This is a genomic window from Pseudomonas sp. S1_E05 (assembly GCF_056337105.1).
The window spans coordinates 166,551-190,776 of the sequence record NZ_JBFRHM010000001.1 but is presented as its reverse complement, the minus strand read 5'-3'; the positions used below and the strand labels follow the sequence as shown (position 1 = coordinate 190,776).

General features: G+C 61.9%; 26 protein-coding genes. 15 read left to right on the top strand and 11 right to left on the bottom strand.

Going from position 1 to position 24,226, the window contains the following annotated elements; translation table 11 throughout:
• The first annotated feature begins 8 nt into the window (after positions 1–8).
• On the top strand, positions 9–1,112 hold the full coding sequence (locus tag AB4N33_RS00875) for a sigma-54 interaction domain-containing protein (RefSeq protein WP_460122203.1): 1,104 nt from the start codon (positions 9–11) through the stop codon (positions 1,110–1,112).
• On the opposite strand, the gene AB4N33_RS00870 is transcribed toward AB4N33_RS00875, so the two are convergent.
• Positions 1,109–1,474, bottom strand: coding sequence for an antibiotic biosynthesis monooxygenase (locus tag AB4N33_RS00870; RefSeq protein ID WP_476456176.1), 366 nt, complete (start codon positions 1,472–1,474; stop codon positions 1,109–1,111). The two genes, AB4N33_RS00875 and AB4N33_RS00870, sit on opposite strands and share 4 nt — an antisense overlap.
• Positions 1,475–1,567: 93 nt before the next feature.
• Here AB4N33_RS00870 and soxR point away from each other — a divergent pair, with 93 nt between their 5' ends.
• The gene (gene soxR, locus AB4N33_RS00865) at positions 1,568–2,035 is read left to right on the top strand and encodes a redox-sensitive transcriptional activator SoxR (protein ID WP_460122198.1); all 468 of its coding nucleotides are present in this window, start codon (positions 1,568–1,570) and stop codon (positions 2,033–2,035) included.
• Between the two features lie 94 nt (positions 2,036–2,129).
• Here the strand turns inward: soxR and AB4N33_RS00860 are convergent, their stop codons facing one another.
• From AB4N33_RS00860 to AB4N33_RS00850, 3 genes are all read right to left on the bottom strand, one after another.
• The gene (locus tag AB4N33_RS00860) at positions 2,130–2,900 is read right to left on the bottom strand and encodes a MetQ/NlpA family ABC transporter substrate-binding protein (protein WP_460122196.1); all 771 of its coding nucleotides are present in this window, start codon (positions 2,898–2,900) and stop codon (positions 2,130–2,132) included.
• Positions 2,901–2,993: 93 nt separating this feature from the next.
• On the bottom strand, positions 2,994–3,659 hold the full coding sequence (locus tag AB4N33_RS00855) for a methionine ABC transporter permease (protein WP_476456175.1): 666 nt from the start codon (positions 3,657–3,659) through the stop codon (positions 2,994–2,996).
• A 2-nt stretch (positions 3,660–3,661) separates the two neighbouring features.
• Positions 3,662–4,876 (bottom strand): SfnB family sulfur acquisition oxidoreductase, encoded by a 1,215-nt coding sequence (locus tag AB4N33_RS00850; RefSeq protein WP_476456174.1) that lies wholly within the window; start codon positions 4,874–4,876, stop codon positions 3,662–3,664.
• A gap of 251 nt (positions 4,877–5,127) precedes the next feature.
• On the opposite strand from AB4N33_RS00850, the gene AB4N33_RS00845 reads away from it, so the two are divergent.
• From AB4N33_RS00845 to AB4N33_RS00800, 10 genes are all read left to right on the top strand, one after another.
• Entirely contained in the window at positions 5,128–5,586 is a 459-nt protein-coding gene (locus AB4N33_RS00845) for a VOC family protein (protein WP_460122191.1), read from the top strand.
• Between the two features lie 321 nt (positions 5,587–5,907).
• Entirely contained in the window at positions 5,908–7,110 is a 1,203-nt protein-coding gene (locus AB4N33_RS00840; RefSeq protein WP_476456173.1) for a PepSY-associated TM helix domain-containing protein, read from the top strand.
• A complete protein-coding gene (locus AB4N33_RS00835) occupies positions 7,107–7,646 on the top strand; it encodes a thiamine pyrophosphate-binding protein (protein WP_476456172.1) in 540 nt (179 codons plus the stop codon). The genes AB4N33_RS00840 and AB4N33_RS00835 overlap by 4 nt, the downstream gene beginning before the upstream one ends.
• Complete coding sequence (locus AB4N33_RS00830) at positions 7,643–7,972, top strand: hypothetical protein (RefSeq protein ID WP_460122186.1); 330 nt, start codon at positions 7,643–7,645, stop codon at positions 7,970–7,972. The genes AB4N33_RS00835 and AB4N33_RS00830 overlap by 4 nt, the downstream gene beginning before the upstream one ends.
• Complete coding sequence (locus AB4N33_RS00825; protein ID WP_476456171.1) at positions 7,969–8,541, top strand: DUF6162 family protein; 573 nt, start codon at positions 7,969–7,971, stop codon at positions 8,539–8,541. Before AB4N33_RS00830 ends, AB4N33_RS00825 begins: the two co-directional genes overlap by 4 nt.
• 35 nt (positions 8,542–8,576) lie before the next feature.
• Entirely contained in the window at positions 8,577–9,503 is a 927-nt protein-coding gene (locus AB4N33_RS00820) for a metal ABC transporter substrate-binding protein (protein ID WP_476456170.1), read from the top strand.
• Positions 9,500–10,243, top strand: coding sequence for a metal ABC transporter ATP-binding protein (locus AB4N33_RS00815; protein ID WP_476456169.1), 744 nt, complete (start codon positions 9,500–9,502; stop codon positions 10,241–10,243). Before AB4N33_RS00820 ends, AB4N33_RS00815 begins: the two co-directional genes overlap by 4 nt.
• The gene (locus AB4N33_RS00810; protein ID WP_442098991.1) at positions 10,243–11,142 is read left to right on the top strand and encodes a metal ABC transporter permease; all 900 of its coding nucleotides are present in this window, start codon (positions 10,243–10,245) and stop codon (positions 11,140–11,142) included. The genes AB4N33_RS00815 and AB4N33_RS00810 overlap by 1 nt, the downstream gene beginning before the upstream one ends.
• Positions 11,143–12,045: a metal ABC transporter substrate-binding protein gene (locus AB4N33_RS00805; protein ID WP_476456168.1), complete on the top strand. Its 903-nt coding sequence runs from the start codon at positions 11,143–11,145 to the stop codon at positions 12,043–12,045.
• Between the two features lie 1,020 nt (positions 12,046–13,065).
• Positions 13,066–13,362 (top strand): DUF3077 domain-containing protein, encoded by a 297-nt coding sequence (locus tag AB4N33_RS00800; RefSeq protein WP_460122176.1) that lies wholly within the window; start codon positions 13,066–13,068, stop codon positions 13,360–13,362.
• Between the two features lie 60 nt (positions 13,363–13,422).
• On the opposite strand, the gene AB4N33_RS00795 is transcribed toward AB4N33_RS00800, so the two are convergent.
• The 6 genes from AB4N33_RS00795 to AB4N33_RS00770 all read right to left on the bottom strand — a co-directional run bounded on the left by AB4N33_RS00795 (position 13,423) and on the right by AB4N33_RS00770 (position 19,684).
• Positions 13,423–14,558 (bottom strand): IS3 family transposase gene (locus tag AB4N33_RS00795; RefSeq protein WP_460140388.1). Its coding sequence is split into 2 segments (ribosomal slippage): positions 13,423–14,309 and positions 14,309–14,558, totalling 1,137 coding nucleotides; the frame shifts between segments, so codons are not numbered across the junction.
• A 645-nt stretch (positions 14,559–15,203) separates the two neighbouring features.
• On the bottom strand, positions 15,204–15,431 hold the full coding sequence (locus AB4N33_RS00790; protein WP_008033724.1) for an MbtH family protein: 228 nt from the start codon (positions 15,429–15,431) through the stop codon (positions 15,204–15,206).
• Positions 15,432–15,512: 81 nt separating this feature from the next.
• Entirely contained in the window at positions 15,513–16,919 is a 1,407-nt protein-coding gene (locus AB4N33_RS00785) for a diaminobutyrate--2-oxoglutarate transaminase (RefSeq protein WP_476456167.1), read from the bottom strand.
• 40 nt (positions 16,920–16,959) lie between these two features.
• Entirely contained in the window at positions 16,960–17,481 is a 522-nt protein-coding gene (locus AB4N33_RS00780) for a GNAT family N-acetyltransferase (RefSeq protein ID WP_460122172.1), read from the bottom strand.
• 200 nt (positions 17,482–17,681) lie between these two features.
• The gene (locus AB4N33_RS00775) at positions 17,682–19,007 is read right to left on the bottom strand and encodes an ATP-binding protein (RefSeq protein ID WP_460122171.1); all 1,326 of its coding nucleotides are present in this window, start codon (positions 19,005–19,007) and stop codon (positions 17,682–17,684) included.
• Positions 19,004–19,684, bottom strand: a complete 681-nt coding sequence (locus AB4N33_RS00770; protein WP_476456166.1) for a response regulator — start codon at positions 19,682–19,684, stop codon at positions 19,004–19,006. The genes AB4N33_RS00775 and AB4N33_RS00770 overlap by 4 nt, the downstream gene beginning before the upstream one ends.
• A 209-nt stretch (positions 19,685–19,893) precedes the next feature.
• On the opposite strand from AB4N33_RS00770, the gene dsbD reads away from it, so the two are divergent.
• From dsbD to dsbG, 3 genes are read left to right on the top strand one after another with little or no spacing between them, the layout of a single operon-like run.
• Positions 19,894–21,630: a protein-disulfide reductase DsbD gene (dsbD, locus tag AB4N33_RS00765; RefSeq protein ID WP_476456165.1), complete on the top strand. Its 1,737-nt coding sequence runs from the start codon at positions 19,894–19,896 to the stop codon at positions 21,628–21,630.
• Positions 21,630–22,496: a TlpA family protein disulfide reductase gene (locus tag AB4N33_RS00760; RefSeq protein ID WP_476456164.1), complete on the top strand. Its 867-nt coding sequence runs from the start codon at positions 21,630–21,632 to the stop codon at positions 22,494–22,496. The genes dsbD and AB4N33_RS00760 overlap by 1 nt, the downstream gene beginning before the upstream one ends.
• Positions 22,472–23,242, top strand: coding sequence for a thiol:disulfide interchange protein DsbG (dsbG, locus tag AB4N33_RS00755; RefSeq protein WP_460122163.1), 771 nt, complete (start codon positions 22,472–22,474; stop codon positions 23,240–23,242). Before AB4N33_RS00760 ends, dsbG begins: the two co-directional genes overlap by 25 nt.
• A 103-nt stretch (positions 23,243–23,345) precedes the next feature.
• Here the strand turns inward: dsbG and AB4N33_RS00750 are convergent, their stop codons facing one another.
• Complete coding sequence (locus AB4N33_RS00750; protein ID WP_476456163.1) at positions 23,346–24,161, bottom strand: alpha/beta fold hydrolase; 816 nt, start codon at positions 24,159–24,161, stop codon at positions 23,346–23,348.
• Positions 24,162–24,226 lie beyond the last annotated feature (65 nt).

Genomic DNA, 24,226 nt, shown 5'->3' with positions numbered 1-24,226 from the left:
GTGCCCCCATGCAACTGCTGACCTTACCACCCTCGCCCGCTCTGGCCACCTCGATCCGTGCCACGGCCCAAGTCTTCGAAGACCCTAAATCCCAGGCACTGCTGGCGCATCTGCAACAAGTCGCCCCCAGTGAAGCCAGCGTGTTGATCATCGGCGAAACCGGCACCGGCAAGGAACTGGTAGCACGGCATATCCACAACCTCAGCGCCCGACGCAACCGTCCGTTCGTGGCGGTCAACTGCGGCGCGTTTTCCGAGTCCCTGGTCGAGGCCGAGCTGTTCGGCCACGAGAAAGGCGCCTTCACCGGGGCCTTGAGCGCCAAGGCCGGCTGGTTTGAAGAAGCCGACGGCGGCACGTTGTTCCTGGACGAAATCGGCGATTTGCCGATGGCGATCCAGGTCAAGTTGCTGCGGGTATTGCAGGAGCGCGAGGTGGTACGCCTGGGTTCACGCAAGAGCATCCCGATCAACGTGCGCGTACTGGCGGCGACCAACGTGCAGCTGGAAAAAGCCATCAACGCCGGACATTTCCGTGAAGACCTGTATTACCGCCTCGACGTGGTCAGCCTGGAGTTGAGCCCGCTGCGCGACCGTCCGGGCGACATCCTGCCGCTGACCCGGCACTTCGTCGACGCCTACAGCCAGCGCCTGGGCTACGGCACCATCACCATCAGCAAGGAAGCCGAGCTGAAACTGCGCAGCTACAGTTGGCCAGGCAACATCCGCGAACTGGAAAACGTGATTCACCACACCCTGCTGATCTGCCGTAACGGCGTGATCGAACGGGATGACCTGCGCCTGTCGCACATGCGCATCGAGCGTCAGGATGATGGCCAAGGTCACCCTCACGATTCACCGGAGGCCCTGCTCGAACGGGCTTTTCAGAAACTCTTCGAAGTACAGGCCGGTGCCCTGCACGAAAAAGTCGAGGACGCCTTGCTGCGAGCCGCCTACCGTTTCAGCCACTACAACCAGGTGCACACCGCTGCACTTCTGGGCCTGAGCCGCAACGTCACACGCACCCGCCTGATCAAAATTGGCGAATTGGCGGTGAACAAACGTCGGCCGACGGAAAACGTTCAGGGTGAGCGGTTGATGCACCTGTCGATTTAGCCCACCAGGTTGCAGTGCAGCGCGTCGTCCTGGCTACGTTCCAGGCTGTGCAACACCTGGAACGAGCCGAACGTCACGGTTTTTGCCTGATGCGCGCGAATCAGTTGCCAGAAATCCTGCTCGCCGCTTTCAAAACTCTGGAACGCGGCTTCTCCCGCTTCACGCGTTTGCCATTGCAGGTAACTGAGCACACGCCGGCCGTCCTCGCTGGCCTGAATACTCGCACTCAGAAAACCGCTGTAGCCCTGGGCCAGGCGTTCAGTCTGGCTAGAGAGCGCCGACACCAGCGCCGGTTGCTGATGGGGTTCGATCTCAAATTCGATCAACTGGGTGAAGCTGCGATTTTTCTCTGGTGCTTGCATGAAGATTCCCCACTGACGTGTAAGCCGAATCTTGCGATCCGAAGGCCTGCAGGGTAAAACCTCTAGTTAAGTCGAGGTCAAGAGGCAATTTCGATGCTCACCCCAGAACAGGCGCACAAGGAACTCACTGTCGGTCAACTCGCCGCGCGCAGTGGTGTTGCGGTTACGGCGCTGCATTTTTATGAGTCCAAGGGGCTGATCAGGAGCAACCGCAACCAGGGCAACCAACGCCGTTATCCCCGAGAAGTGCTGCGCCGGGTAGCGCTGATCAAGGTGGCGCAGCGCCTGGGCATTCCCTTGGCGGAAATAGGCACGGCGTTGAAATCGCTGCCTGACAACCGAGCACCGACGGCGGCGGACTGGCAGGTGTTGTCGGCGCAGTGGAGCCGGGAGCTGGATGAGCGGATCAACCAACTGGCCCTGCTGCGCGACAAGCTCAATGGCTGTATCGGGTGTGGGTGTTTGTCGATGGAGGCGTGTCCGTTGCGCAATTTGGGTGATGTGTTGGGGGAGCGTGGAGTTGGGGCGCAGCTCCTGGAATCGGGGGTTGATCCTGAATAGGGGGCGGCCATCGCGGGCAAGCCCGCTCCTACAGTGGATAGATCCCCTGTAGGAGCGGGCTTGCCCGCGATAGCGTCAGATCAGACAACGAAGATCAGAACCCCGGCGCAATCTGTCCCTTGTACCGGGTCAGGATGAACTGCCGCACTTCATCGGAATTCAGCGCCTTGGCCAGTTTCTGCAAACCCGGGTCGTTGATGTTGTCCGGTCGGGCCACGAGGAATTCGATGTACAGGCTCTTGCCCTTCTCGACAATCAACGCGCTGTTGGTGTCGATCCCGGCTTCCAGCGCGTAGTTGGCGAAAACGAACGCCAGGTCCACCTGGCTGACCGAGCGCGCCAGCAATGCACCTTCCAGTTCACGGATTTTCAGGTGCTTGGGGTTTTCGATGATGTCGCGCTGGGTCGCCAGCGTATTGCTCGGGTCCTTGAGTTTGATCAAGCCGGCTTCGTGCAACAGCACCAGGGCACGGCCGGTGTTCACCGGGTCGTTGGGGATCGAGACGCTGGCGCCATCCTTGAGCTCGGCGATGTTCTTGATTCTGGTCGAATAGGCGCCAAATGGCTCGATGTGTACACCGACCACGGGCACCAGGTCGGTATGCCGGGTCTTGTTGTAGTCATCGAGGAACGGCCGGTACTGGTAGTAGTTGGCGTCGAGGTTCTTCAACGCCAACTGCTGGTTGGGCTGGATGAAGTCGGTGAACACCTTGATGTTCAAGTCCACGCCTTCCTTGGCCAGGGTCGGTTTGACGAACTCGAGGATCTCGGCGTGGGGCACCGGGGTGGCACCGACGGTGAGTTTTTCGTTGGCGTGAACGCCGAGCGACACAAGGGCAGCCAGAATGGCCAGGGTCTTTTTCATGTTGCACTCCTAGGCAGATAAGGTGGCCGTCGTGGGGTGGACGTGGGGCCTGATTGTTTTCATTAAGGTTGTTGAAACCAAGCCATCGCCTCTTCAGCGTCGGCTGTAGCGCGCCACCAGGCGGTCACCGGTCATCTGCAGGGCCTGGACCAGGATCAACAGGAGCACCACGGTGACCACCATCACGTCTGTCTGAAAGCGTTGATAGCCGTAGCGGATTGCCAGGTCGCCCAGGCCACCGCCGCCGATCACCCCGGCCATCGCCGTGTAGTCCACCAGCACGATGGCGGTGACGGTAACCGCCGCGAGCAACCCGCCCCGGGCTTCCGGCAGCAGGGTGTGACGGATGATCTGCCAGGTACTGCCGCCCATGGCCTGGGTGGCCTCCACCACGCCGCGATCGACTTCGCGCAACGCGGTTTCCACCAGCCGCGCGAAGAACGGCGTGCAGCCAACCACCAACGGCGGAATGGTTCCCGGTACACCCAGCGAAGTGCCCACCAGCAGCGTCGTCAGGGGAATCAGCACAATCAACAAAATGATGAAGGGCAACGAGCGCAGCATGTTCACCAGCACCGACAGCACCCGATACACACCCGGCGCTTCGTGCAACTGACGCTTGCCGGTAATGAACAGCACCACGCCCAACGGCAACCCCAGCAGCACGGTAAAACCGAGGGCGGCACCGAGCATGGTCAAGGTGTCGAGGCAGGCCTGGCCGATGTCCGCCCAATAAATGTTCTTGAACAGTTCGCCCATGATCACGACCAGTCGTGGCGCGGCGGTTTCACGCCATTGAGCAGCCAGTTGCCGACCACGAGGTACTTCCAGCGCACCGGATCGTGCAAGGTGTGGACCCGGGCATTGCGCCAGTGACGATCGAAGTTGTGCTTTTTCAGGGTGGAGCGTGTGCCGCCAAGCTCGAACAGTTTGTTACTGGCCTCGATGGCGATTTCCGTGGTCAGCACCTTGGCCCTGGCGACGGCGAGGGACGCCTGGGCCACATTGTCTTCATCGGGTGCCGAGCGCGCGGCATCCAGCGCCCAACCGGCACGCTCGAGCAAGGCTTCGGCGGCTTCCAGGCGGATATCCAATGCGCCGATCTGAATGATGGTCAGCGGGTCTTCGCTGGCCTTGTCCACGCCCGCATCGATCCACGGACGGGCGAACTCGCGCACGAAGGCAAGGGTGTCCCGCAACGCCGCACGGGCGATGCCGGCGTCGATGGCAGCGGTGGTCAATTGCGCGAACGGCCCGGCCAGGGTCGGGCTCTCGTAGGATCGGTAAGTGGGGAACACATTAAACGCCGGGACGTGAAGGTCTTCGGCCAGCACCGTGCCGCTGGAGGTGGTGCGCTGGCCGATGCTGTCCCAGTCATCGACGATCACCAACCCCGGCGTACCTCGCGGCACAAATGACAACTGGCCCTTCTGCTCTTCATCCAACGCCAGCACCGCCAGCCAGTGCGCGTAGAGCGATCCAGTGCAGTAGCCCTTGCGTCCATTGATGACGTGACCGTCGCCATACCGGCGGATGGTGGCCTGAATGTCCTGCACGTTCTTGCCACCGGTCTCCGACAGAGCGTTTGCAAAGCGGTGGCCTTGCAACGCCAGGCCAAAGAAATGGGCCTGCTGCTCCGGGGTGCCCTGCAGGCGGATGTCTTCGAGCAGGCAATAATGGTTTTGCGGAATCTGCCCCAGGGACGGATCGGCCGCCGAGATGATCGCGATGACTTGCGCCAGCACCGCGTAGGACACCTGCGCACCGCCAAACGCCCTGGGCACGCTGATGGCCCACAAGCCGCTGTTGGAGTACAGGTCGACGACCTCGGCTGGCACTTGCCGGGTACGGTCGCGTTCGGCGTCCTGCTCCAATAGTACGGCGGCGACGCGCTCGGCCACACGCAGGGCTTCGGCCTCATCGGCGATGCGGTGGGCGGCAGGCGGGTTGATCGGATAAACGGCAGATTCAGGCATGGGTGTCTCTCGGTACCGGTGTTTACCGAGAACATTGCAGCTTCTGTGCCTGACGGCCGAAGCCCGTATTGGCGGGTGGTTGAGGCGATATCGAAGGGTTTGAACAGGCACCCGCCGAACACTCTGTTGCTTCACTGTTGATTGCCGAACAGTGGCGCTGCGGTTGGTCGGGGGCTCCCTGGTCGCCAGGCCGGTTGACCTATAGTCAACCGGCGACGCAACACCTTACCGACAACAACAGGGAGACGGACATGAACGTCAAACCCATTCCAGACGGATATCCCGGCATTACGCCGTACCTGGGCATCCAAAAAGCCGCCGAAGCCATCGATTTCTACAAAAAAGCCTTCGGTGCCGTCGAAATCATGCGCCTGGCCATGCCGGATGGCGGCGTTGGCCACGCCGAGCTGCGCATCGGCCATTGTCCGATCATGCTCGGTACGCCGTGTGATCAAGGACCGTTGAGTAATCCGGACGCCTCGCCATCCGTAGGGCTGCATCTGTATGTCGACGACGTCGACGCCTCTTTCAAGCAGGCGATTGCGGCAGGCGGCACGCTGGTGTCCGAGGTCAAGGATCAGTTCTATGGCGATCGGTCCGGCACGCTGAAGGATCCGTTCGGGCATTTGTGGTTTTTGGCCACGCGCAAGGAGGACTTGAGTCAGGAGGAGATTGAGCAGCGGGCCAGGGAGATGTTTGAGCAGGGATGATGCTGGGGCGCCTCTCAAACCACCACTCAGATAACTGTGGGAGCGGGCTTGCCCGCGATAGCGGAGAGCCAGGCAATGATTATTTGACTGACACTCCGCAATCGCGGGCAAGCCCGCTCCCACAGACTCATCCCACAATTTTTGCCATTTCCCAGAATAAGAAACATTTACTTTCATATTTGCTTCGGGGTTTTGAATTCTCATCCGTCTTATATAGATGTAGTCGGCTCGCGTAGGCAAAAGCCACGACCGCACTTTTCATGGACCTCACGCTGGGAAGCCCGCAGCAGGGGCCCTCTCATCTCATACAAGACCTCCACCATGTCGAAGAAATCCCGTTCAAAACTCTGGTTTCTGGTCCATAGCTGGCTGGCCCTGCCGATTTGGTTTTTCGTACTGATCGTCTGTGTCACCGGCACATTGGCTGTGGTCAGCCAGGAAATCGTCTGGCTGGCCAACCCCGAAATGAGGGCGACCCAGCCAACGGACGATGCGCCGCTACTGACGTATGACCAGATTCTCGCCGAAATGAAGAAGGCCGAGCCGAACACGCTGGTGCAGTCCATCAGCCGGCCGGACGAGTCGCATTTTGCCCTCGATGCCCGCGTCACCTACCCCGACGGTCGCAGCGTGACGGTCTACGTCAATCCGTACAGCGGGGTGATCCAGGGCGTCGCGCCGGAGTTCAACTTCCAGGCCTTTACCCGCGCCCTGCATGGCTGGTGGCTGGTGCCGTTCACCAATGGCTACAGCTGGGGCTGGTACCTGGTGTCCTTCCTCGGATTGCCGATGCTGGTGTCGTTGATCACCGGGCTGGTGGTGTACAAGAAGTTCTGGAAAGGTTTCCTGCGTCCGACCCTGCGCCTGCGCCACGGCGCGCGGATTTTCTGGGGGGACTTCCACCGTCTGAGCGGCATCTGGTCCATCTGGTTCATCGCGACCATTTCCGTGACCGGTACCTGGTTCATGATCGAAGCGTTCCTTTACGACAACCAGATCTCGATTTCCACCGCTCCGGTCGCGCCGGTGGTGCCACGTGAAAGCGTGCCGCTCACCACCAATGGCTCGCCAGCGCCGATGATCAGCCTGGAATCGGCGATCCAGGAGGTCAAGGAACGCATTCCCGGCCTCGACGACAGCTTTGTCCAACTGCCCGCCAATGCCTACAGCTACCTGTCCGTGGGGGGGCGCAGCTGGTATCCGTTGATTTACCAGACCGCCGAGGTCAATCCGTATACCGGCGATGTCGCCGTGACCCGCCTGCTGTCCGACCGCTCGGGCCTGGAACTGGTGACCGAGTCGATGCGGCCGCTGCACACCGGTGATTTCGGTGGGCTGTGGATCAAGCTGATCTGGTTCTTCTTCGGCCTGCTGCTGAGCATGATGGTCCTCAGCGGCCTGCTGATCTGGACCAAACGTACCGCACTGGCCACCGCCAACGCTCTCAAGCGCGAGAAAAAACGCCCACGCAACCTCGAGGTCGCCCCGGTGGCTGGCCATAGCACCGCGGAGGTGAGCCAATGAGCCTGTTTACCGCTGAAAAACCGGGCTCCGCACTCAGCCGTTTCTGGCAAAAGTGGCGCTTCCACATCAACGTTCTGCTGCTGCTGATACCGCTGGGCTTCATGCCCAAGTATTTTTCCGAAGTTGCGTTGTTTCGCGGTGACACCGGCCTGGGCGAGCGCGAAGTCGGTGAAGTGCAGGTCGGCCCATGGAGCCTGCGATTGGCCGAGTTTCGCAACGAAGCACCGCGCCCCGATCCAGCCGGCTACATGAAGGCTTTCAATGCCGCGCTGTGCGACAGCTGCCGCGACCAGGTCAAGGCCACTTACCTGCGCATCGGCAAACCGCGCAGCCTGCGCGCCGCCGGGGTGATTTTCTTCGGCGCGCCCTATCGCATGGGCGCCATGCTGCCCATTCCGGAAAAGACCAAGGCCACTGACGAACTGTGGATCACGATGGAAGGTTGGGACGGTTCGATGCACCAGGCATCCGTCCCCCTGAGCCAGGCATCTCCGGCCACCATTGCGTGGCTGAACAAACAAGGAGGCAAACCATGATCAACGCCATTCGCCCATTCCACGTCGCCCTGCTGGTGCTGTGCGCCGGTTTCAGCGCCAGCGCCCTGGCACACAACCCGATGTGTGAGTGCAAGGCCATCGACGCCGAGCAGATCCAGTGTACCGGCGGCTTCTCCGACGGCAGCGGCGCTCCGGGGGTAACCCTGGATGTGATCGGCTATGACGAAACGATCCTGGTGCCGGGCAAGCTCGGTGAAGACTCGAAACTGACCTTCAAGAAACCAGGCGCCGAGTTCTATGTGTTGTTCGACGCAGGTCCCGGTCACGTCGTCGAGATCGACCAAGCGGACATCCAGGCACCATGAGCAGACCCACCACGCAAATCGTGCGCCCGGCCGGGGCCGGTCATGAAACCCTCAATGTGCTGCTGTTGTGCCTGCTGATCCTGGCGGTTACCGGTTCCGTGGTTGCCTGGCGCCACGAGTCCCAGGACACCACCCGCATCAGCAATCATCAACTGGATGCCCGCCGCGACCTCAGCGCGTCCGAACAAGGCATCTACGCCGATCTGCGAGTCACGCTGGACGAAATCCGCCTGCTGCAACAGGAACAGCAAACCGTGCCAACGCCTGAAACCCTCGCCGACGAGGGTTTTGCGCCGTTCGCACAGGACGCCAGCTCCATCAGCCGGGGTGGCCATGCCTGGCAACTGCTCAACGCCAACGCGTACTTCGGGCACAGCCAGTCGCCCACTGTGGCGGGCTCGTTTCTGATGCGCCTGAGCGCGAACGAAGACGGCCCCGACATCTGGCTCAACCGAGCCGCCGACCTCAAGGCGCCCGCCGACCTGACTGACGCCGCGCTGCAAAGCGCCGGCTGGCAGCAGATCGTCGCGCAATTCGACGCCGGCGTAACGCGCCAGCATCGGCACTGACCCCTCGCCTTTCATCGAGAGAAGACCGCTTTCCCATGCCTATTTCATCTCAACGCTCTTTCTGGCGCCTGCTACTGGTCGGCCTGTTCGCCTGCCTGCTGACACCCTTGGCCTGCGCCGACGAAGCCAAGCGCCTGCGCATCGGCATCACCCTGCACCCTTATTACAGCTACGTGGCCAACATCGTCGGCGACAAGGCCGAGGTGGTGCCGTTGATCCCGGCCGGTTTCAACCCGCATGCCTACGAACCCCGCGCCGAAGACATCAAGCGCATCAGTGGGCTGGACGTGATCGTGCTGAACGGCGTCGGCCACGACGACTTCGCCGACCGCATGATCGCCGCCAGCGAAACACCCAACGTGGCCGTGATCGAAGCCAATGAAAACGTGCCATTGCTGGCTGCCACCGGGGTTGCCGCTCGCGGCGCCGGTAAAGTGGTCAACCCACACACCTTCCTGTCCATAAGCGCCTCGATTGCCCAGGTCAATAACATTGCCCGCGAACTGGGAAAACTCGACCCGGCCAACGCCAAGACCTACACCCAGAACGCCCGTGCCTACGGCAAACGCCTGCGTCAGATGCGCGCCGATGCCCTGGCCAAGCTGACCGAGGCGCCCAACGCCGAACTGCGGGTGGCTACCGTGCACGCGGCGTATGACTACCTGCTGCGTGAGTTCGGCCTGGAGGTCACCGCCGTGGTCGAACCGGCACACGGTATCGAGCCGAGCCCGAGCCAGCTGAAAAAGACCATCGACCAACTGCGTGAGCTGGACGTCAAGGTGATCTTCTCGGAGATGGATTTCCCGTCCACCTACGTCGACACCATCCAACGCGAATCAGGGGTGAGACTTTATCCGCTGTCTCACATTTCCTACGGCGAATACACCGCCGACAAGTACGAAAAGGAAATGACCGGCAACCTCAACACCGTGGTTCGGGCCATTCAGGAGTCTGGCGCATGACCGCTCAGGTACCCCTCAACCTGCATTGCAGCGGCCCGACCCTGGACTTTGCCGAGATCGGCCTGGTCCTGGGCCGCACCACCATCCTCGACAAGGTCACGTTCCAGGTGCAGCCCGGCAGCGTGCATGCGCTGGTCGGCCCCAACGGCGGCGGCAAGAGTTCGCTGATCAAGACCCTGCTCGGGCAAATGCCACACCAGGGCCGCCTGAGCCTGCAATGGCCCGGCGATCCCGGCACCATCGGCTATGTCCCCCAGGCATTGGAGTTTGATCGTGGCTTGCCAATGACCGTCGATGATTTCATGGCCGCGATGTGTCAGCGCCGCCCGGCGTTCCTCGGGCTGAGCAAGCACTATGCGACGGCCATTGGCGAGGCGCTGGAGCGTGTCGGCATGCAAGACAAGCGCAAACGCCGCATGGGCGCGTTGTCCGGCGGCGAGCGCCAGCGCGTGTTGCTGGCGCAGGGACTTATCCCGGCGCCGCAATTGCTGGTACTGGACGAACCGATGTCGGCCCTCGATGAGGCCGGCATCCAGGTATTCGAGCGGCTGCTGGGCGACTGGCGCCAGAGCGGCATTACCGTGCTGTGGATCGAGCACGACCTGGAGGCGGTCGGGCGACTGGCCGATCGTGTCACCGGCCTCAATCGTCGGGTGCTGTTCGATGCCACGCCGAAGCAGGCGCTGACACCGGAAACCCTGATGACCCTGTTCTCGACCCATCCACGGAGCGCTGCCTGATGAGTTACGAAGCCTTTCGCTTGATGGTTCAGGGCTGGGCGTCTTCGGGTTATCTACCGGAAGCACTGGCTTATGGGTTCGTGGTCAACGCGTTGCTGGCCGGTTTGCTGATCGGTCCGGTACTGGGCGGCCTCGGGACGCTGGTGGTGGTCAAGCGCTTTGCGTTTTTCTCCGAAGCCGTAGGGCACGCAGCGCTGACCGGCGTGGCCATTGGCATCCTGCTCGGCGAACCCTACACCGGGCCGTATGGCAGCCTGTTCGGTTACTGCCTGCTGTTCGGCATCCTGCTCAATTACCTGCGCAACCGCACGGGCCTGGCGCCAGACACCTTGATCGGGGTGTTCCTGTCGGTGTCGCTGGCGCTGGGCGCGAGCCTGCTGCTGATACTGGCCGGCAAGATCAACGTGCACATCCTGGAAAACGTGTTGTTCGGCTCGGTGCTGACGGTCAACGGCAATGACCTGCTGGTGTTGGCCATCGTCGGCTCGCTGGTGATGGCGCTGGCGCTGCCGCTGTACAACCGCATCATGCTCGCCAGCTTCAACCCGCAACTCGCAGCGGTACGCGGCGTGGCGGTGAAGGCCCTGGATTACCTGTTCGTGATCCTGGTGACGCTGATCACCGTGGCCGCGGTGAAAGTCATCGGCGCCATTCTGGTGGGCGCGCTGCTGGTGATTCCAGCCGCCGCAGCACGACTGCTGAGCCAATCACTGAAGGGCTTTTTCTGGTGTTCGGTGCTGATCGCCACCGTCAGTACCCTCTGCGGGATTCTCGCGCCGATTGTTTTCGACCTGCCGATCCCGTCCGGTGCGGCAATCATTCTGATGGCCGGTATCGCCTTCGCCCTCGCCGCCATCGCGCGCGGCGTCGTCCCCAGCCTGAAAGGGAATCTTGGATAAATGTCATTTTCTCTGCGTCAACTGACCCTGGCCGTTGCCCTCTGCGGGCTGGCCAACACTGCCTTCGCGGTAGACAGCGCCAGGCCGCTGCACGTGCTGGCGTCCTTGCCCATCACTTACGGCCTGGGCGAAGCCTTGCTCAAAGGCACCCACGTCAAGCTTGAACGGGCCGCGCCAGCCAACTTGCCTGGCAGCCGCCAGAACGCTTATTTCACCGGGCGCGGCGCGCCGGCGCTGGCCAAACAGGCGAGCGACGCCGACGCGGTGATCGGCTTGCGTTCATTGTGGGCGGACGATTCGCTTTATCCGATTGCACGACGCAGCAACATCCGCATCGTCGAAGTCGACGCCGCCCGCCCAGTGGATGGCGCCCTGCCCGGCATCGCGGTACAGCCTGGCAACAAGGTCGATGGCCTGAACAGTCAGCCATGGTTTTCCAGCAACAACATGGGGCGCATGGCGGATGTCATGGCGGCAGACCTGGTGCGCCTGGCACCCGCCGACAAGCCGACCATCGAGGCCAACCTGGCGGCGCTCAAGCAACGCTTGCTCAAGTTCAGCGCCGACAGCGAGGCACGGCTGGCCAGTGCCGACAACCTGAGTGTAATGAGCCTCAGCGATCACTTCGGCTACCTGATCGGCAGCCTGAACCTGGAACTGATCGGCGTTGACCCCCGCCCAGACGCCGACTGGACGCCCGAGGCGCTGAAGCAATTGACGGCGACGCTCAAGGACAATGACGTGGCCGTGGTCATGCACCACCGCCAGCCGTCCGACGCAGTGAAGTCGGCAATTGCCGAGTCCGGTAGCCGGTTGGTTGTGTTGAGTGTGGACGGCGCGGATCCGGTGGCTGAGCTGGAGGGGAATGTGGATTTGGTGATCAAGGGGTTGAGTGGGGTTTGAGGTAGGCCCTGTAGGAGCGAGCTTGCTCCGGGCGGCGTTCCGACGATGGCGGCTTTGCGGTGTACATATCCATTCCTTTGGTAACGGCGGCTAACGGTTCCGCTCTTACAGCGGGTCACTTTGCCCCCTGTAGGAGCGGGCTTGCTCCGGGCGGCGTTCCGACGATGGCGGCTTTACGGGTGTACCTATCCATTTCTGCGGTAACGGCCACTTAAGGTTCCGCCCTTACGGCGGGTCACTTTGGAAAGGCCTGCGCGGCCCGGCGCAAAGTAACCAAAACGCCATGCCCCTTTCGTTCGGTGCCTCGCCTAGGCTCGGCATGCCCTCGCTCCGGCATCCATCCGGGGACATCGCCTCCGGTTTGCTGCGCTGCACCTCCTCTCGATGTGTGCGGCTGCGCCGCACGGCGCTGCGCGCCTACTCCCCGGATGAATGCCTCCACTCGGCCTCTCGAGGGGGCGGGCACCGCGTAACGGCACGCCGACGCGGCCTACCGGCCGGCCTATCCTTTGAAGCGACGCACTCACCTGTAGGAGCGAGCATGCTCGCGATGGTGGTTCGGGCGCCGCGGGAATTCAGACAGCCCGCGTCATCGTTGACGACCATCGCGGGCAAGTCGAATCGTCGCACCGCCGCTCCCACAGTGTTTTATGCAAACCCGAGACTTGTGTTTAATTGATGTGACGAAATATCGGATGCTTCCTACTGCCCTTTGTAGGCAAACTCCGAATCTTGCTGTTGGGCACTTTGATGCCTTGTTGCGCGTTTCTTTGGCGGGATAGTCTCGGATCGTCGCTGAGCATTCAGCGATCGGGCTTGGAAACCCGTCATACCGAAGCGCACCTAGCAACCCTCAGAATGCATCCGTTTTACGCGTGCGTTCTGGTTTGATGGCGGCTGTGCGCGGGACGCCCTCTGGCGTGCCGGTTCCTCGGTTCCCGGTTTTCCAACCTGCGTACAGCTGCCACCCCTTCGCTTGGAAACGAACATGGCAGCTCCTTAACCCGAGGAGTAAATACAGTGAAAGCAACAAAATCATCAAGCTCCGCCGAACTCAAAACCATCGGCCTCACCCCCCTCATCTACTGCACCGACAATCCACTCTTCCGCGTCTCTCGCAACGTCCCGCTCGTTGACGCATTGTCCATGGCTTCCGATTTCCTGTTCCTGGCCAAAGGCCTGACCGAGGACGCCGCCTACACCCGCGATTCCGACCGACACGCCTGGGCCGCGCATTATCTGACGCAGATGGGCAAGGCGTTGGTGGATGATGTGGTGAAGGTGTTGGAGCCTGCGCCAGAGCGGACACAGAAATAACACTGTCCCCTGTAGGAGCGAGCTTGAACTGGTCAAGTAATCTTGGACACTGATTACGGTTCACGCCGCCAATCTTTCCTTCACGACCGGCGACCTGTAGTCGTTATAGCTGTGAGGCCTGCTGATGTTGTAGCGCGAGACATAGCGCTGCACATCTGCCCGGGCCTCATGCTCCAGTTTGTAGCCCGTTTCAGGCACCCACTCGGACTTCAAACTACCAAAGAAACGCTCCATCGGGGCATTGTCCCAGCACTCGCCTTTACGGCTCATACTTTGCCTGAACCGATGTTTCACAAGCGCATTTCGGAATTTATGGCTGGTGTACTGGCAACCTTGATCAGAATGAAACAACACATCCTGGGGATGGCCGCGCAGCTCAACCGCCATGCGTAGCGCTTCGCAGGTCAGGTTGGCATCAGAAATCATCGAAAACGACCACCCTACGATCCTGCGAGCGTACAGATCCAAAACGGCGGCGAAGTACATCCACCGCTTGCCGACCTTGATGTATGTCACGTCGCCACACCACACCTGATTAACCGCCGTCACATCAAATTTTCGCTTGAGCACGTGCGGCGCCACCAAGGCCTCCACACCCGGCGACTTGTACTTATGGCGCCGGCGCTGACGACTAGCGATGCCAGCTTCGCGCATCAAACTGCGAGCCATATAACGCCCGATACGATGCCCTTTGGCTTGTAGCTCCTTGGACAAAGTACGTGCGCCGGCCGACTCTCTGGACGCCTTGTGGTGCCTGACCAACGCGGCTTTGAGCTTGTCCCGTTCAGGATTTGCTCTGCCTTGGCGCTGGCGCCAGGCGTAAAAGCTACTGCGGTTGCCCCCAAACGCCCGGCAACACTTTTTAACGCCGTACTGCTCGCCCAGCTCATCGATCAGCGTGAATGATCTTTGGCGTCCAAAAGCAGGAGAGCACTGGCCTTTTTTAGGATTTCGATATCCAGGTCTTTCTCTCTGAGCAGAGCTTTGAGTCTCTGGATTTCTCGTTGATCAGCGGTAATCGCCTTGGCCCCCACCGGAGTCGAGCCCAAGCGCTCTTTTTGCACTTGATCAACCCAACGGCGCAGGGCTGTGGGGCCGATATCCAGGCTGGCACAGACTTCGGTAACCGGCTGACCTTCATCCAACACCATGCTGGCAGCCTTGAGCTTGAACTCACTCGAATAGGATTTACGCATATCCAAACACCTCAGATTTGGGCGCTATCATAGCGCCCGATTGAAGTGTCCAAAATCATTAGGCCAGTTCAGCTTGCTCGCGATGGTGGATCACGCACCGCGGGGTGTCAGACAGCCCGCGTCATCGTTGACGACCATCGCGAGCATGCTCGCTCCTACAGGGACAGCGCCAACCCAACCAAACCACAAGGCCGAGCGTTAGCTCGCCTTGCAGGCTTTTGATCCACCCGCCCCTTCGGAAGGCTGAGTGGAGGCATTCATCCGGGGAGTGGGCGCGCAGCGCCGTGCGGCGCAGCCGCACACATCGAGAGGAGGTGCAGCGAAGCAAACCGTAGGCGATGTCCCCGGATGGATGCCGGAGCGAAGGAACCCCGAGCGTCAGCGAGGGGCCGTACGCTGGGGCGAGCGTTTTTTGCTTACTTTTTTAGGCGCTTGTAAAAAAGTGAGTCGCCGTAAGGGCGAAACCATAAGCGGCCGTTACCGCAGCAACAGATATGTACACCGTCAGGCCGCCATCGTCGGAGCGCCGCCCGGAGCAAGCCCGCTCCTACAGGGGCCAAAGTGACCCGCTGTAAGAGCGAAACCATAAGCGGCCGTTACTGCAGCAATGGATATGCCTCCATCAGCAGGCCAACCAAAAGAGTTTTAGTGCGCCACCGCCGCCTGCTCTTCCATCTTCTTGCGCAGGCTCAACGGCCGCATGTCCGTCCAGGTTTCTTCGATGTAGGCCAGGCATTCCTTTTTCAGGCCGCTCTTGCCCACGGTGCGCCAGCCTTCGGGTACGGCTTTGTAATCGGGCCAGATAGAGTATTGCTCTTCGTGGTTGACCACCACCTGGAAGAGGATGTCCTCGCGGTCGAATACTGAAGTCATGGTGTCTCTCCATCGCTGTTGGGTGGGCTGTGCCGTGTGCGCAGCCGTTATGTTGGAAGAACGTTGCGGGATTCGAAAAATTTAGAGGCTGGCGGTCGCTGCAGCCATTGCTCGACCGAAAATCCCTGCCACCTGATCAATTTCCGCTGCGGTAATGACCAGCGGCGGCAGGAAGCGCACCACCGCGCCATGGCGGCCACCGAGTTCGAGAATCAGCCCGCGCTTGAGGCATTCGCGCTGAACCAGCGGTGCCAGTCGCCCAAATGCCGGCGGATGGCCCAGGGCATCCGGCGTACCTGTCGGGTCGACCAGTTCTACGCCAAGCATCAGGCCGCGCCCACGAATGTCGCCCAGTTGCGGGAAATCGCGCTGCAGGATGCGCAAGTGCTCGCTCAACCGTTCGCCCATGACGGCCGCGTGCTCGCAGACCTTGTGTTCGACCAGATAACGCATCACCGCGGAACCCGCGGCCATGGCCATCTGATTGCCACGGAACGTGCCAGCATGGGCGCCCGGCAGCCAGGTGTCGAGCCAGTCGCGGTAAACCACCACCGCCAATGGCAGGCTGCCGCCGATGGCCTTGGACATCACCACCACGTCCGGGATGATTCCGGCGTGCTCGAAGGCGAACGTCTTGCCGGTGCGAGCAAAACCGCTCTGGATTTCATCGACGATCAGCGCTACCCCCGCCTGCTCGGTAATGCGCCGCAAACCGCGCAACCAGTCGAGGTCAGCGGGAATCACCCCGCCCTCCCCCTGCACCACTTCCACAATCACGGCAGCCGGCAATTGCACGCCGGCCTCGGGATCGTTCAGCAGGTTTTCGAGGTAATTGAGATTGGCCTGCACGCCTTGCGCACCGCCCAGGCCAAACGGGCAACGATAGTCGTAGGGATAGGGCATGAACTGCACGCCGTTGCCGAGCAGCGCACCCATCGGCTTTTTCGGCCCCAGGCTGCCCATCAGGCTCAATGCGCCCTGGCTCATGCCGTGGTAACCGCCCTGGAACGACACCACGGTGCTGCGTCCGGTGGCGGTGCGCACCAGTTTCAACGCTGCTTCCACGGCGTCGGTGCCGGTCGGACCGCAGAACTGGATTTTCGCTTGCGCGGCCAGCGCTGGCGGCAGCAGGCCGAACAGGTCCTGGACAAACTGATCCTTGACTGGCGTAGTCAGGTCGAGGGTGTGCAACGGCAGTTCATCGGCCAGCACCTGCTGGATCGCGTCGATCACCACGGGGTGGTTATGCCCCAGCGCCAACGTTCCCGCGCCGGCCAGGCAGTCGATGAAGCGCCGCCCCTCGACATCTTCGACATGAATGCCCTTGGCGCGCTTGAGGGCCAGGGGAATGCGTCGCGGGTAGCTGCGGGCATTGGATTCCTGCTGGCTCTGGCGGGTAAGTAACGGCGAGTCGTTGAATTGATAAAGCATTTCGGCCGGCGTCGTCCGGGCCGACTGATCTTCCACAAGGCTGGTAGCGACTGACATCTCTCGACCCTTCAGTAGGTTTTCCTGTTCTGGAAACGCATTAGCGCACCGAGGATTTAGCCCCTTGGTCAGGTTTCTCTGCTGATCGTGCCAGGGCCTTCTGCATGGGGATGGCGTGCAGACCGGCGGTGGTGAAGGCTTGCGCGCAGGGCTGATAACCGAGGTGGCAATAAAAAGGCTCGCCAGTGCGCGTGCTGTTGAGGTGCACCTCCACCCGCCCCTGCTCGATCAGCCAACTTTCAGCGTCGTGCACCAGCGCTCGCCCGGCGCCACGGCGAAACCACTCCGGCAGCACATAACAAAGGGCCAGCCGGCCACTGAGGGTGGCCATCGCAACGCCGACCGGTTTGTCCTGCAGCAGGGCGATGTTGAGGTACAGCCGGGGGTCAGCCAACCATGGCTGGATATGTTCGAGGGTTTTGTTGCGGGTCCAGATGGCGAGGGTGTGGGGGTCATTGCGGTGGTCGAGGGCACAGCCGACGCGTATCGATCGCTCGATGATGCGGCTGATGATGCCGGTATCGGCAGGGCTGGCTTTGCAGACTTGCAGGGGTGATTGCATGGAGCTGTTACCTCAATCCATTGAGAGAAAGCTGCGATGCAAGATAGCGCTGGGGTGGGGGCAAGGCTAATGGAGAGGCGTTACATTTGATGTGGGGCTGGCAAAGAACCTCATTGCCTGTGCTGGCGCCATCGCGGGCAAGCCCGCTCCCACCGTAAATTGTCGTCGTGCACAAAGCTATTGTGGGAGATTACGGGCTGTCAAACCGACTGCAACGGCATCGTCAGTTCCACCCGAAGGCCATCCGGCCGGCTGTCGAAATGCAGGGTACAGCCGCAGCGCTGGACGATGGCCTGGACAATCGCCAGCCCCAGGCCGCAGCCGGTGCTCTGGCCGTTGCGCCAGAAACGCTGGGTCAGGTGTTGCAGATCGTCCGCCGCAATACCCGGGCCATGGTCGCGGACCACGAATCGTACGCGGTTATCGCGGGTTTCGAGGCTCAGCTCCACCGGGCCGTCGTTCGGCGTATGGCGCAGGGCGTTGTCCAGCAGATTGCGCAGCGCGGCTATCGACAGCACGGCAGGCATTTGCACCGGCGCATGGGACAGCGTCGACGCCGGTTTGAAGGTGATGCGCTGGCGTTCACCGCTGGCGGCGTCCTGAATCGCCAGTTTCGCCACCTGTTCGGCATCGCATTGCACGCCGTCATCGAATGACAGGCTGCCCTCGACCCGCGCCAGCAACAGCAATTGTTCGAGGGTCCGGTGCATGCGGTCGGCCCCCTCCTCAGCCTTGGCCAGGGATTGGTCCCGCGCCGCGCCTTCGGTCATGCGCGCCACTTGCAGGTGGGTCTTGATGGCCGTCAGTGGGCTGCGCAACTCATGGGCGGCATCGCCCGTGAGGCGGCGCTCGCGCTCGATGGTCTTGCCGATGCGCTGTAGCAGCTGGTTCTGGGTATCCAGCAGCGGCTTCAACTCACTGGGCAGCGGCTGGATCTGCAAGGGTTCCAGGGAATCGGCGCTGCGGCGCATCAAGGCATCGCGCATGCGGTTGAGCGGCGCCAGCCCCTGGCCGATGCCCAGCCACAGCAGGCACAGACAACCCAGCAGTGCCACACCGACCGGCACCGAGGCAGCCAGCAGGATCGACATGTTCAGGGCTTCACGCTCGATCTGCCGGTCTGCCGTGGTGATGCGCAGGTCGCCACGGGCCAGGGTGAAGCTGCGCCACGGCGCGCCATCGATGATCTGATCGTGAAAGCCCATTTTCTCGGCTTCCAGGGTTTGCTGCGGGTCGGTGTGACTGCGGGCAAGGATTTCACCGCGCAAGGAGCTGACCTGGCACGCCATACCGCCCGGAATGTTCAGTTGTTCGGCGCTGAAATGGGTGCCCTCGCCCTTGGTCGGCAGGGCCGGCAATTGCTCCATCAGCCCGGCGACCATGCGCGCCGAGGCCACCAGCCGCTGGTCGAGGGAAAACATCATCTGGTTGCGCAGGTCACTGAGCATCCAGGCCGCCGCCAGCGCCCAGATCAGCGCAAAAGCAGCGCCCAGGGTCAGGCTCAAGCGCACACGCAGGCTCATCACTTGGATTCTTCTCCACCGTCGGCCGGCCCCAGGCGATAACCCAGGCCGCGCACCGTCTCGACAATGCCATTGCCGAGTTTGCGCCGCAGGTGATGGATATGCACGTTGAGGGCGTTGCTTTCCAGTTCGTCATTGAAGCCGTAGACGCTGTCTTTCAGTTGCTCGGTCGACAGCACCCGGCCACGGTTGTGCAGCAAAGCCTGCAACAGCGACTGTTCACGCCGGGACAAGTCCACTGGCTGGCCGCCGAGCAGGGTCTCGCGGCTGCTCGGGTCGTACGTCAGGCGACCGTGCTCGATCAGGTTGACGCTGCGCCCCGCCACGCGTCGCAGCAGCGTGTGCAGGCGGGCGGCCAGTTCACGCAGATCGAACGGTTTGAGCAGGTAATCGTCGGCCCCCGCTTGCAGGCCATCGACCCGATCGGTCACCGAATCGCGCGCGGTCAGGATCAACACCGGGATTTCCAGGCCGCTGTGGCGCAACTGCTGCAACAGCTTCAAACCGTCGTCATCGGGCAGGCCGAGGTCGAGCACCATCACGTCGAACTCCGCAACCTTGAGCATCGCCCGTGCCTTGGACGCCGTATTGACGTGCTCCACAGTCAGGCCCTGAGCCGTGAGCCCGGCGACGATCCCGCTGGCGATCAACTCATCGTCTTCGCAAACCAGTACGTGCATGGGAACTCCCGTGGTAAAAGCCAGAGTCAACCAGCTGCGGATTAAGCCGCAATTATGGCAAGCGACCGCCCTGACGAGAAGCGCGGCGGTGGTTTACCCTGTTGACGGAAAAAGGGGATTGCGGGCCAACCGCGTAAAAATCGCGGTTAATCACCGGTTAATCACTCATCTCTAATGTGCAATCACTTGCACAGGAACAAGGTTTTTTCATGCGTCACTTCTTTCTACTGTTCGTTCTGTTGATCTCGGGACTGGCCCAGGCAGGCACAGATCCCTTCGCGTCAAAGCCGGATTTTTTGCCCGTGGACAAAGCCTTCGTCCTCACCTCTGAACGTCTGGAGTCCGGTGAAACCCAGCTGTTCTGGCAGATCGCCCAGGGCTACTACCTCTATCAGAAGCGCATGAAGTTCGACGGGTTGGCCGCGCAAAACCAGCCGACGCTGCCCGATGGCGAAGCCCACAGCGACGAGTTTTTCGGCGAGCAACCGGTGTATCGCCAGGGCGTGGAAGTGAAGATCCCGGCCAGCGCCAGCGGTTCGATCAAGGTCAGCTATCAAGGCTGCGCCGACGCAGGCCTGTGTTATCCGCCGCAGACTCGGGTCATCGACCTGGGTGGCGCAGCCGTCGCTCAAACCGGCGGCGAAGCCCCGGATCAAGCCCTGGCCAGCAGCCTGCAACAACGGGCGCTGGGCTGGAGCCTGCTGGTGTTCTTCGGCCTGGGCCTGTTACTGGCCTTTACACCTTGCTCGTTGCCTATGCTGCCGATCCTGGCCGGTTTGATCGTCGGCAGCGGCGCTACGCCCAAGCGCGGCTTTGCCCTGGCCACCAGCTACGTGGTGAGCATGGCCCTGGTGTACGCGGCGATGGGCGTCATCGCGGCGCTGCTCGGGGCGAACTTGCAGGCGTGGTTGCAAAACCCATGGTTGCTCGGCAGCTTCGCCGCCGTGTTCGTACTGCTGGCGTTGCCGATGTTCGGCTTCTTCGAACTGCAACTGCCGGTCGCCGTGCGTGATCGCCTGGAGAATGTCTCGCGCAATCAGCGCGGTGGCAGCCTGCTCGGCGCCGGCGTGCTGGGCGCTTTGTCCGGCCTGCTGGTGGGGCCTTGCATGACGGCGCCCCTGGCCGGTGCCCTGCTCTATATCGCGCAAAGCGGCAATGCGCTGCACGGCGGGCTGATTCTGTTCGCCCTGGGCATCGGCATCGGTGTGCCGCTGTTGCTGCTGGTGACGGTGGGGAACCGCTTCATGCCCAAGCCCGGTGCCTGGATGAACCTGGTCAAGGGGGTATTCGGTTTCCTGTTCCTGGCCACCGCACTGCTGATGTTGCGGCCAGTGCTCAATCCATCGCTCTGGCTAGGCCTGTGCGGCGCCCTGTTGTTGATTGCCGCCTACAGCGCCTGGAAACAGTCGGACGGATTCGGGCGCCTGGCACGTCTGTTTGGCGCCAGCTCGCTGTTGCTCGGTTTGTGGGGCAGCCTGCTGATCGTCGGCGCGGCAGGCGGCAGCGATAATCTGTACCAGCCGTTGCACGTCTACAGCGGGTCGAAGACCGCTGCCGCGGGTCGCGCTGTCGGCCACGAAGCCTTCACCACGGTCAGTGACCCCACGGCTCTGCAGCGGGAACTGGATGCGGCGAAAACCGAGGGTCAGTGGGTACTGCTGGACTACTACGCCGACTGGTGCAGGCCGTGCAAAATCATGGAAACACAGGTATTCGGCCAGGCCCGCGTGCTCGACGCCCTGAGTGATGTGCGCCTGTTGCGCCTGGACGTCACTGCCGACAACGCCGCCAGCCGCGAACTGCTGGCCCGTTACAAAGTCCCGGGCCCACCGACGTTCCTGTGGATCGGCGCCGACGGCGAAGAACGCCGCAGCCAGCGCATCACGGGCGAGGTGGACGCTGACACCTTCCTGCAACGCTGGACCACCACCCGAGAAGCCCGCTAATGCTGACTTTGACCCTCGGTACGTTTGCCATCGCGCTTAATCATCTGCTGCTGATCAGTGCGCTGGCGCTGGCGACGTTTGTCGGCTGGCGCGCGGCCAAGCGTGGTGGCGAGAACCCCGAGTCCGTCCTTTTCAGTCTGTTCCTGCTGGGCATGCTCGCCGCGCGGATCAGTTTCGTCGCGCTGTACTGGATGCACTATCGCAACGATCCATGGCAGGTGATCGACCTGCGCGATGGCGGCTTCCTTGCCCTGCCCGGGGTGATCGTGCTGCTGCTCGCGGCGCTGTATCGCGGCTGGCGTCGTCCCGGTCTGCGCCGTCCGTTGGGTTATGGCGTGGCCAGCGGCCTGGCGTTCTGGTTGCTGGCAACCTTCTCGCTGAGCCTTTACGAGCAAGGTACGCGTTTGCCGGACATTGCCTTGCGCAATGCCGCCGGGGAAACCGTGCAGTTGGCGGACTACCGGGGCGGGCCGCTGGTGATCAACCTCTGGGCCACCTGGTGCCCGCCGTGTCGCCGGGAAATGCCGGTGCTGGAGAGTGCCCAGCAACGTCGGCCAGACCTGACCTTCCTGTTCGTCAATCAGGCCGAAAGCATGCAAAGCGTCAGTACGTTCCTGGAAACCCAGGGCCTGAGCCTGTCCAACGTGCTGTTCGATGGCAGCGGCCGCCTGGGGCAGGCCGTGGGCTCCATGGCGCTGCCAACTACGCTGTTTTACAGCCCTGACGGTCGCCTGCTGGGCAGCCACCTGGGCGAACTGTCGGAAGCCAGCCTGGCCCGTGCCCTGGAAAACTTCGAAACTCCGAATCCGGCCGCACCGGCCACCTCGTCAAGGAAACTGCCATGCCCCGCCTCCGCCACCTGCTGACACTGACCCTCGGCGCAGCCCTGCTGCACCTGCCAGCGGTGCAGGCTGCCGAAGAATTGCCTGCTGCGATCAAGAAAATCGAAGCCAAAGGCGCCAAAATCGTGGGCCAGTTCGACGCGCCCGACGGCCTGCGCGGGTACGCCGCGCAGTACCAGAACCGAGGCATCGCGCTGTACCTGACCCCGGACGGCAAGCATGTGTTGTTGGGCAATCTGTACGACGAAGCCGGCAATGACCTGAGCAGCGCACCGCTGCAGAAACTGGTGTATGCGCCGATGGCCAAGGAAGTCTGGGCCAAGTTCGAAGCCAGTGACTGGATCCAGGACGGCAACAAGGATGCGCCGCGCACGGTCTATCTGTTCAGTGACCCGAACTGCCCTTACTGCAACATGTTCTGGGAGCAGGCGCGGCCGTGGGTCAAGGCCGGCAAGGTGCAGTTGCGGCACATCATGGTGGGCATCATCCGCGAAGACAGCCCGGGTAAGTCGGCGGCATTGCTGGCCGCCAAGGACCCGCAAAAAGCCCTGCAGGACCACGAGTCAGCGGGCAAGGCCAGCACGCTCAAGGCGCTCAAAGACGTACCACCTGCCATTCAGGCGAAACTGGCGGCGAACATGCAGTTGATGGAAGAACTTGAATTGCAGGCGACGCCGGCAATTTTCTACATGGATGACAAGGGTGAGCTGCAACAGCAGCAGGGCGCCCCTTCGCCGGACAAGTTGGTGAAGATTCTCGGGCCGAAGTAACCGTTCCCTGTAGGAGCGAGCTTGCTCGCGATGAGGGTGTGTCAGTCAATGCATGTGCTGGCTGACACTCCGTCATCGCGAGCAAGCTCGCTCCTACAGAAAGCTAGCGGTTTCTTTCGCTCAGGAACATCAACAACGTCTCGGTCACGAACGCTGGGTTCTCCAGGTTGGAGATATGCCCCGCTTGCGGCACCTCGACATACGGGCAGCCAATCAATTCGGCCATTTCCCGAGCCTCGGCCGGTGGTCGCGGCTTGTCCTGATCGCCGCCCATCACCAGCGTGGTGGCCGGGTTCAACTCGGGCAGGCGTGAAAGGAAATCGTCGCGCCCGAAGGTGATCCGCCCCATCGGAGCAATGCTCTGGCGCAGGCGCTCAGCGGGCAGCGCCGCGAGAGCCTGGTAAAAGTCGCGATAGAGCGCCGACTCTGGATCGATGCCCGGACGGAAGAAGATCGGCACGATGATATCGAGCTGTTGGGGGGCGATCACGCCGCTGTCTTCGATCTGCTTGAGCAGCGAGAAATAATACTGGCGGGTGGGCTCAGGCTCGGCGCCGAGATAGGTGTCCATCAGCACCAGGCCATTGATCCGCTGTGGCGCCGCCAGCGCCAGGCGCGCGCCCCACATGCCACCGACCGACAGGCCCACCAGGGTGACCCGATCGATGTCCAGATGGTCGAGCAACACCAAGGCCTGGCGGGCGATGTCGTCAAGATTCGCGGTGCCGTCGGGCAAGCGCCCGGACTCGCCGTGGCCCCACAGGTCCAGGGCAATGACCCGGTAATGCGGCGACAGTGCGGCAATCTGCGGCGCCCACATGGCCTGGTCCCACAGGTAGCTGCCGGCCAGCAATACCGCCGGGCCGGAACCCTCGTCAATGTAATGAAGGGGTTGTCCGTCAATCGTTACGAAGGGCATCGACTGGTTCCTCTGCGAGAAAGAGAAGTGGCAGACTGAGGCGGCGGTGGCGGATCGTCAATCGG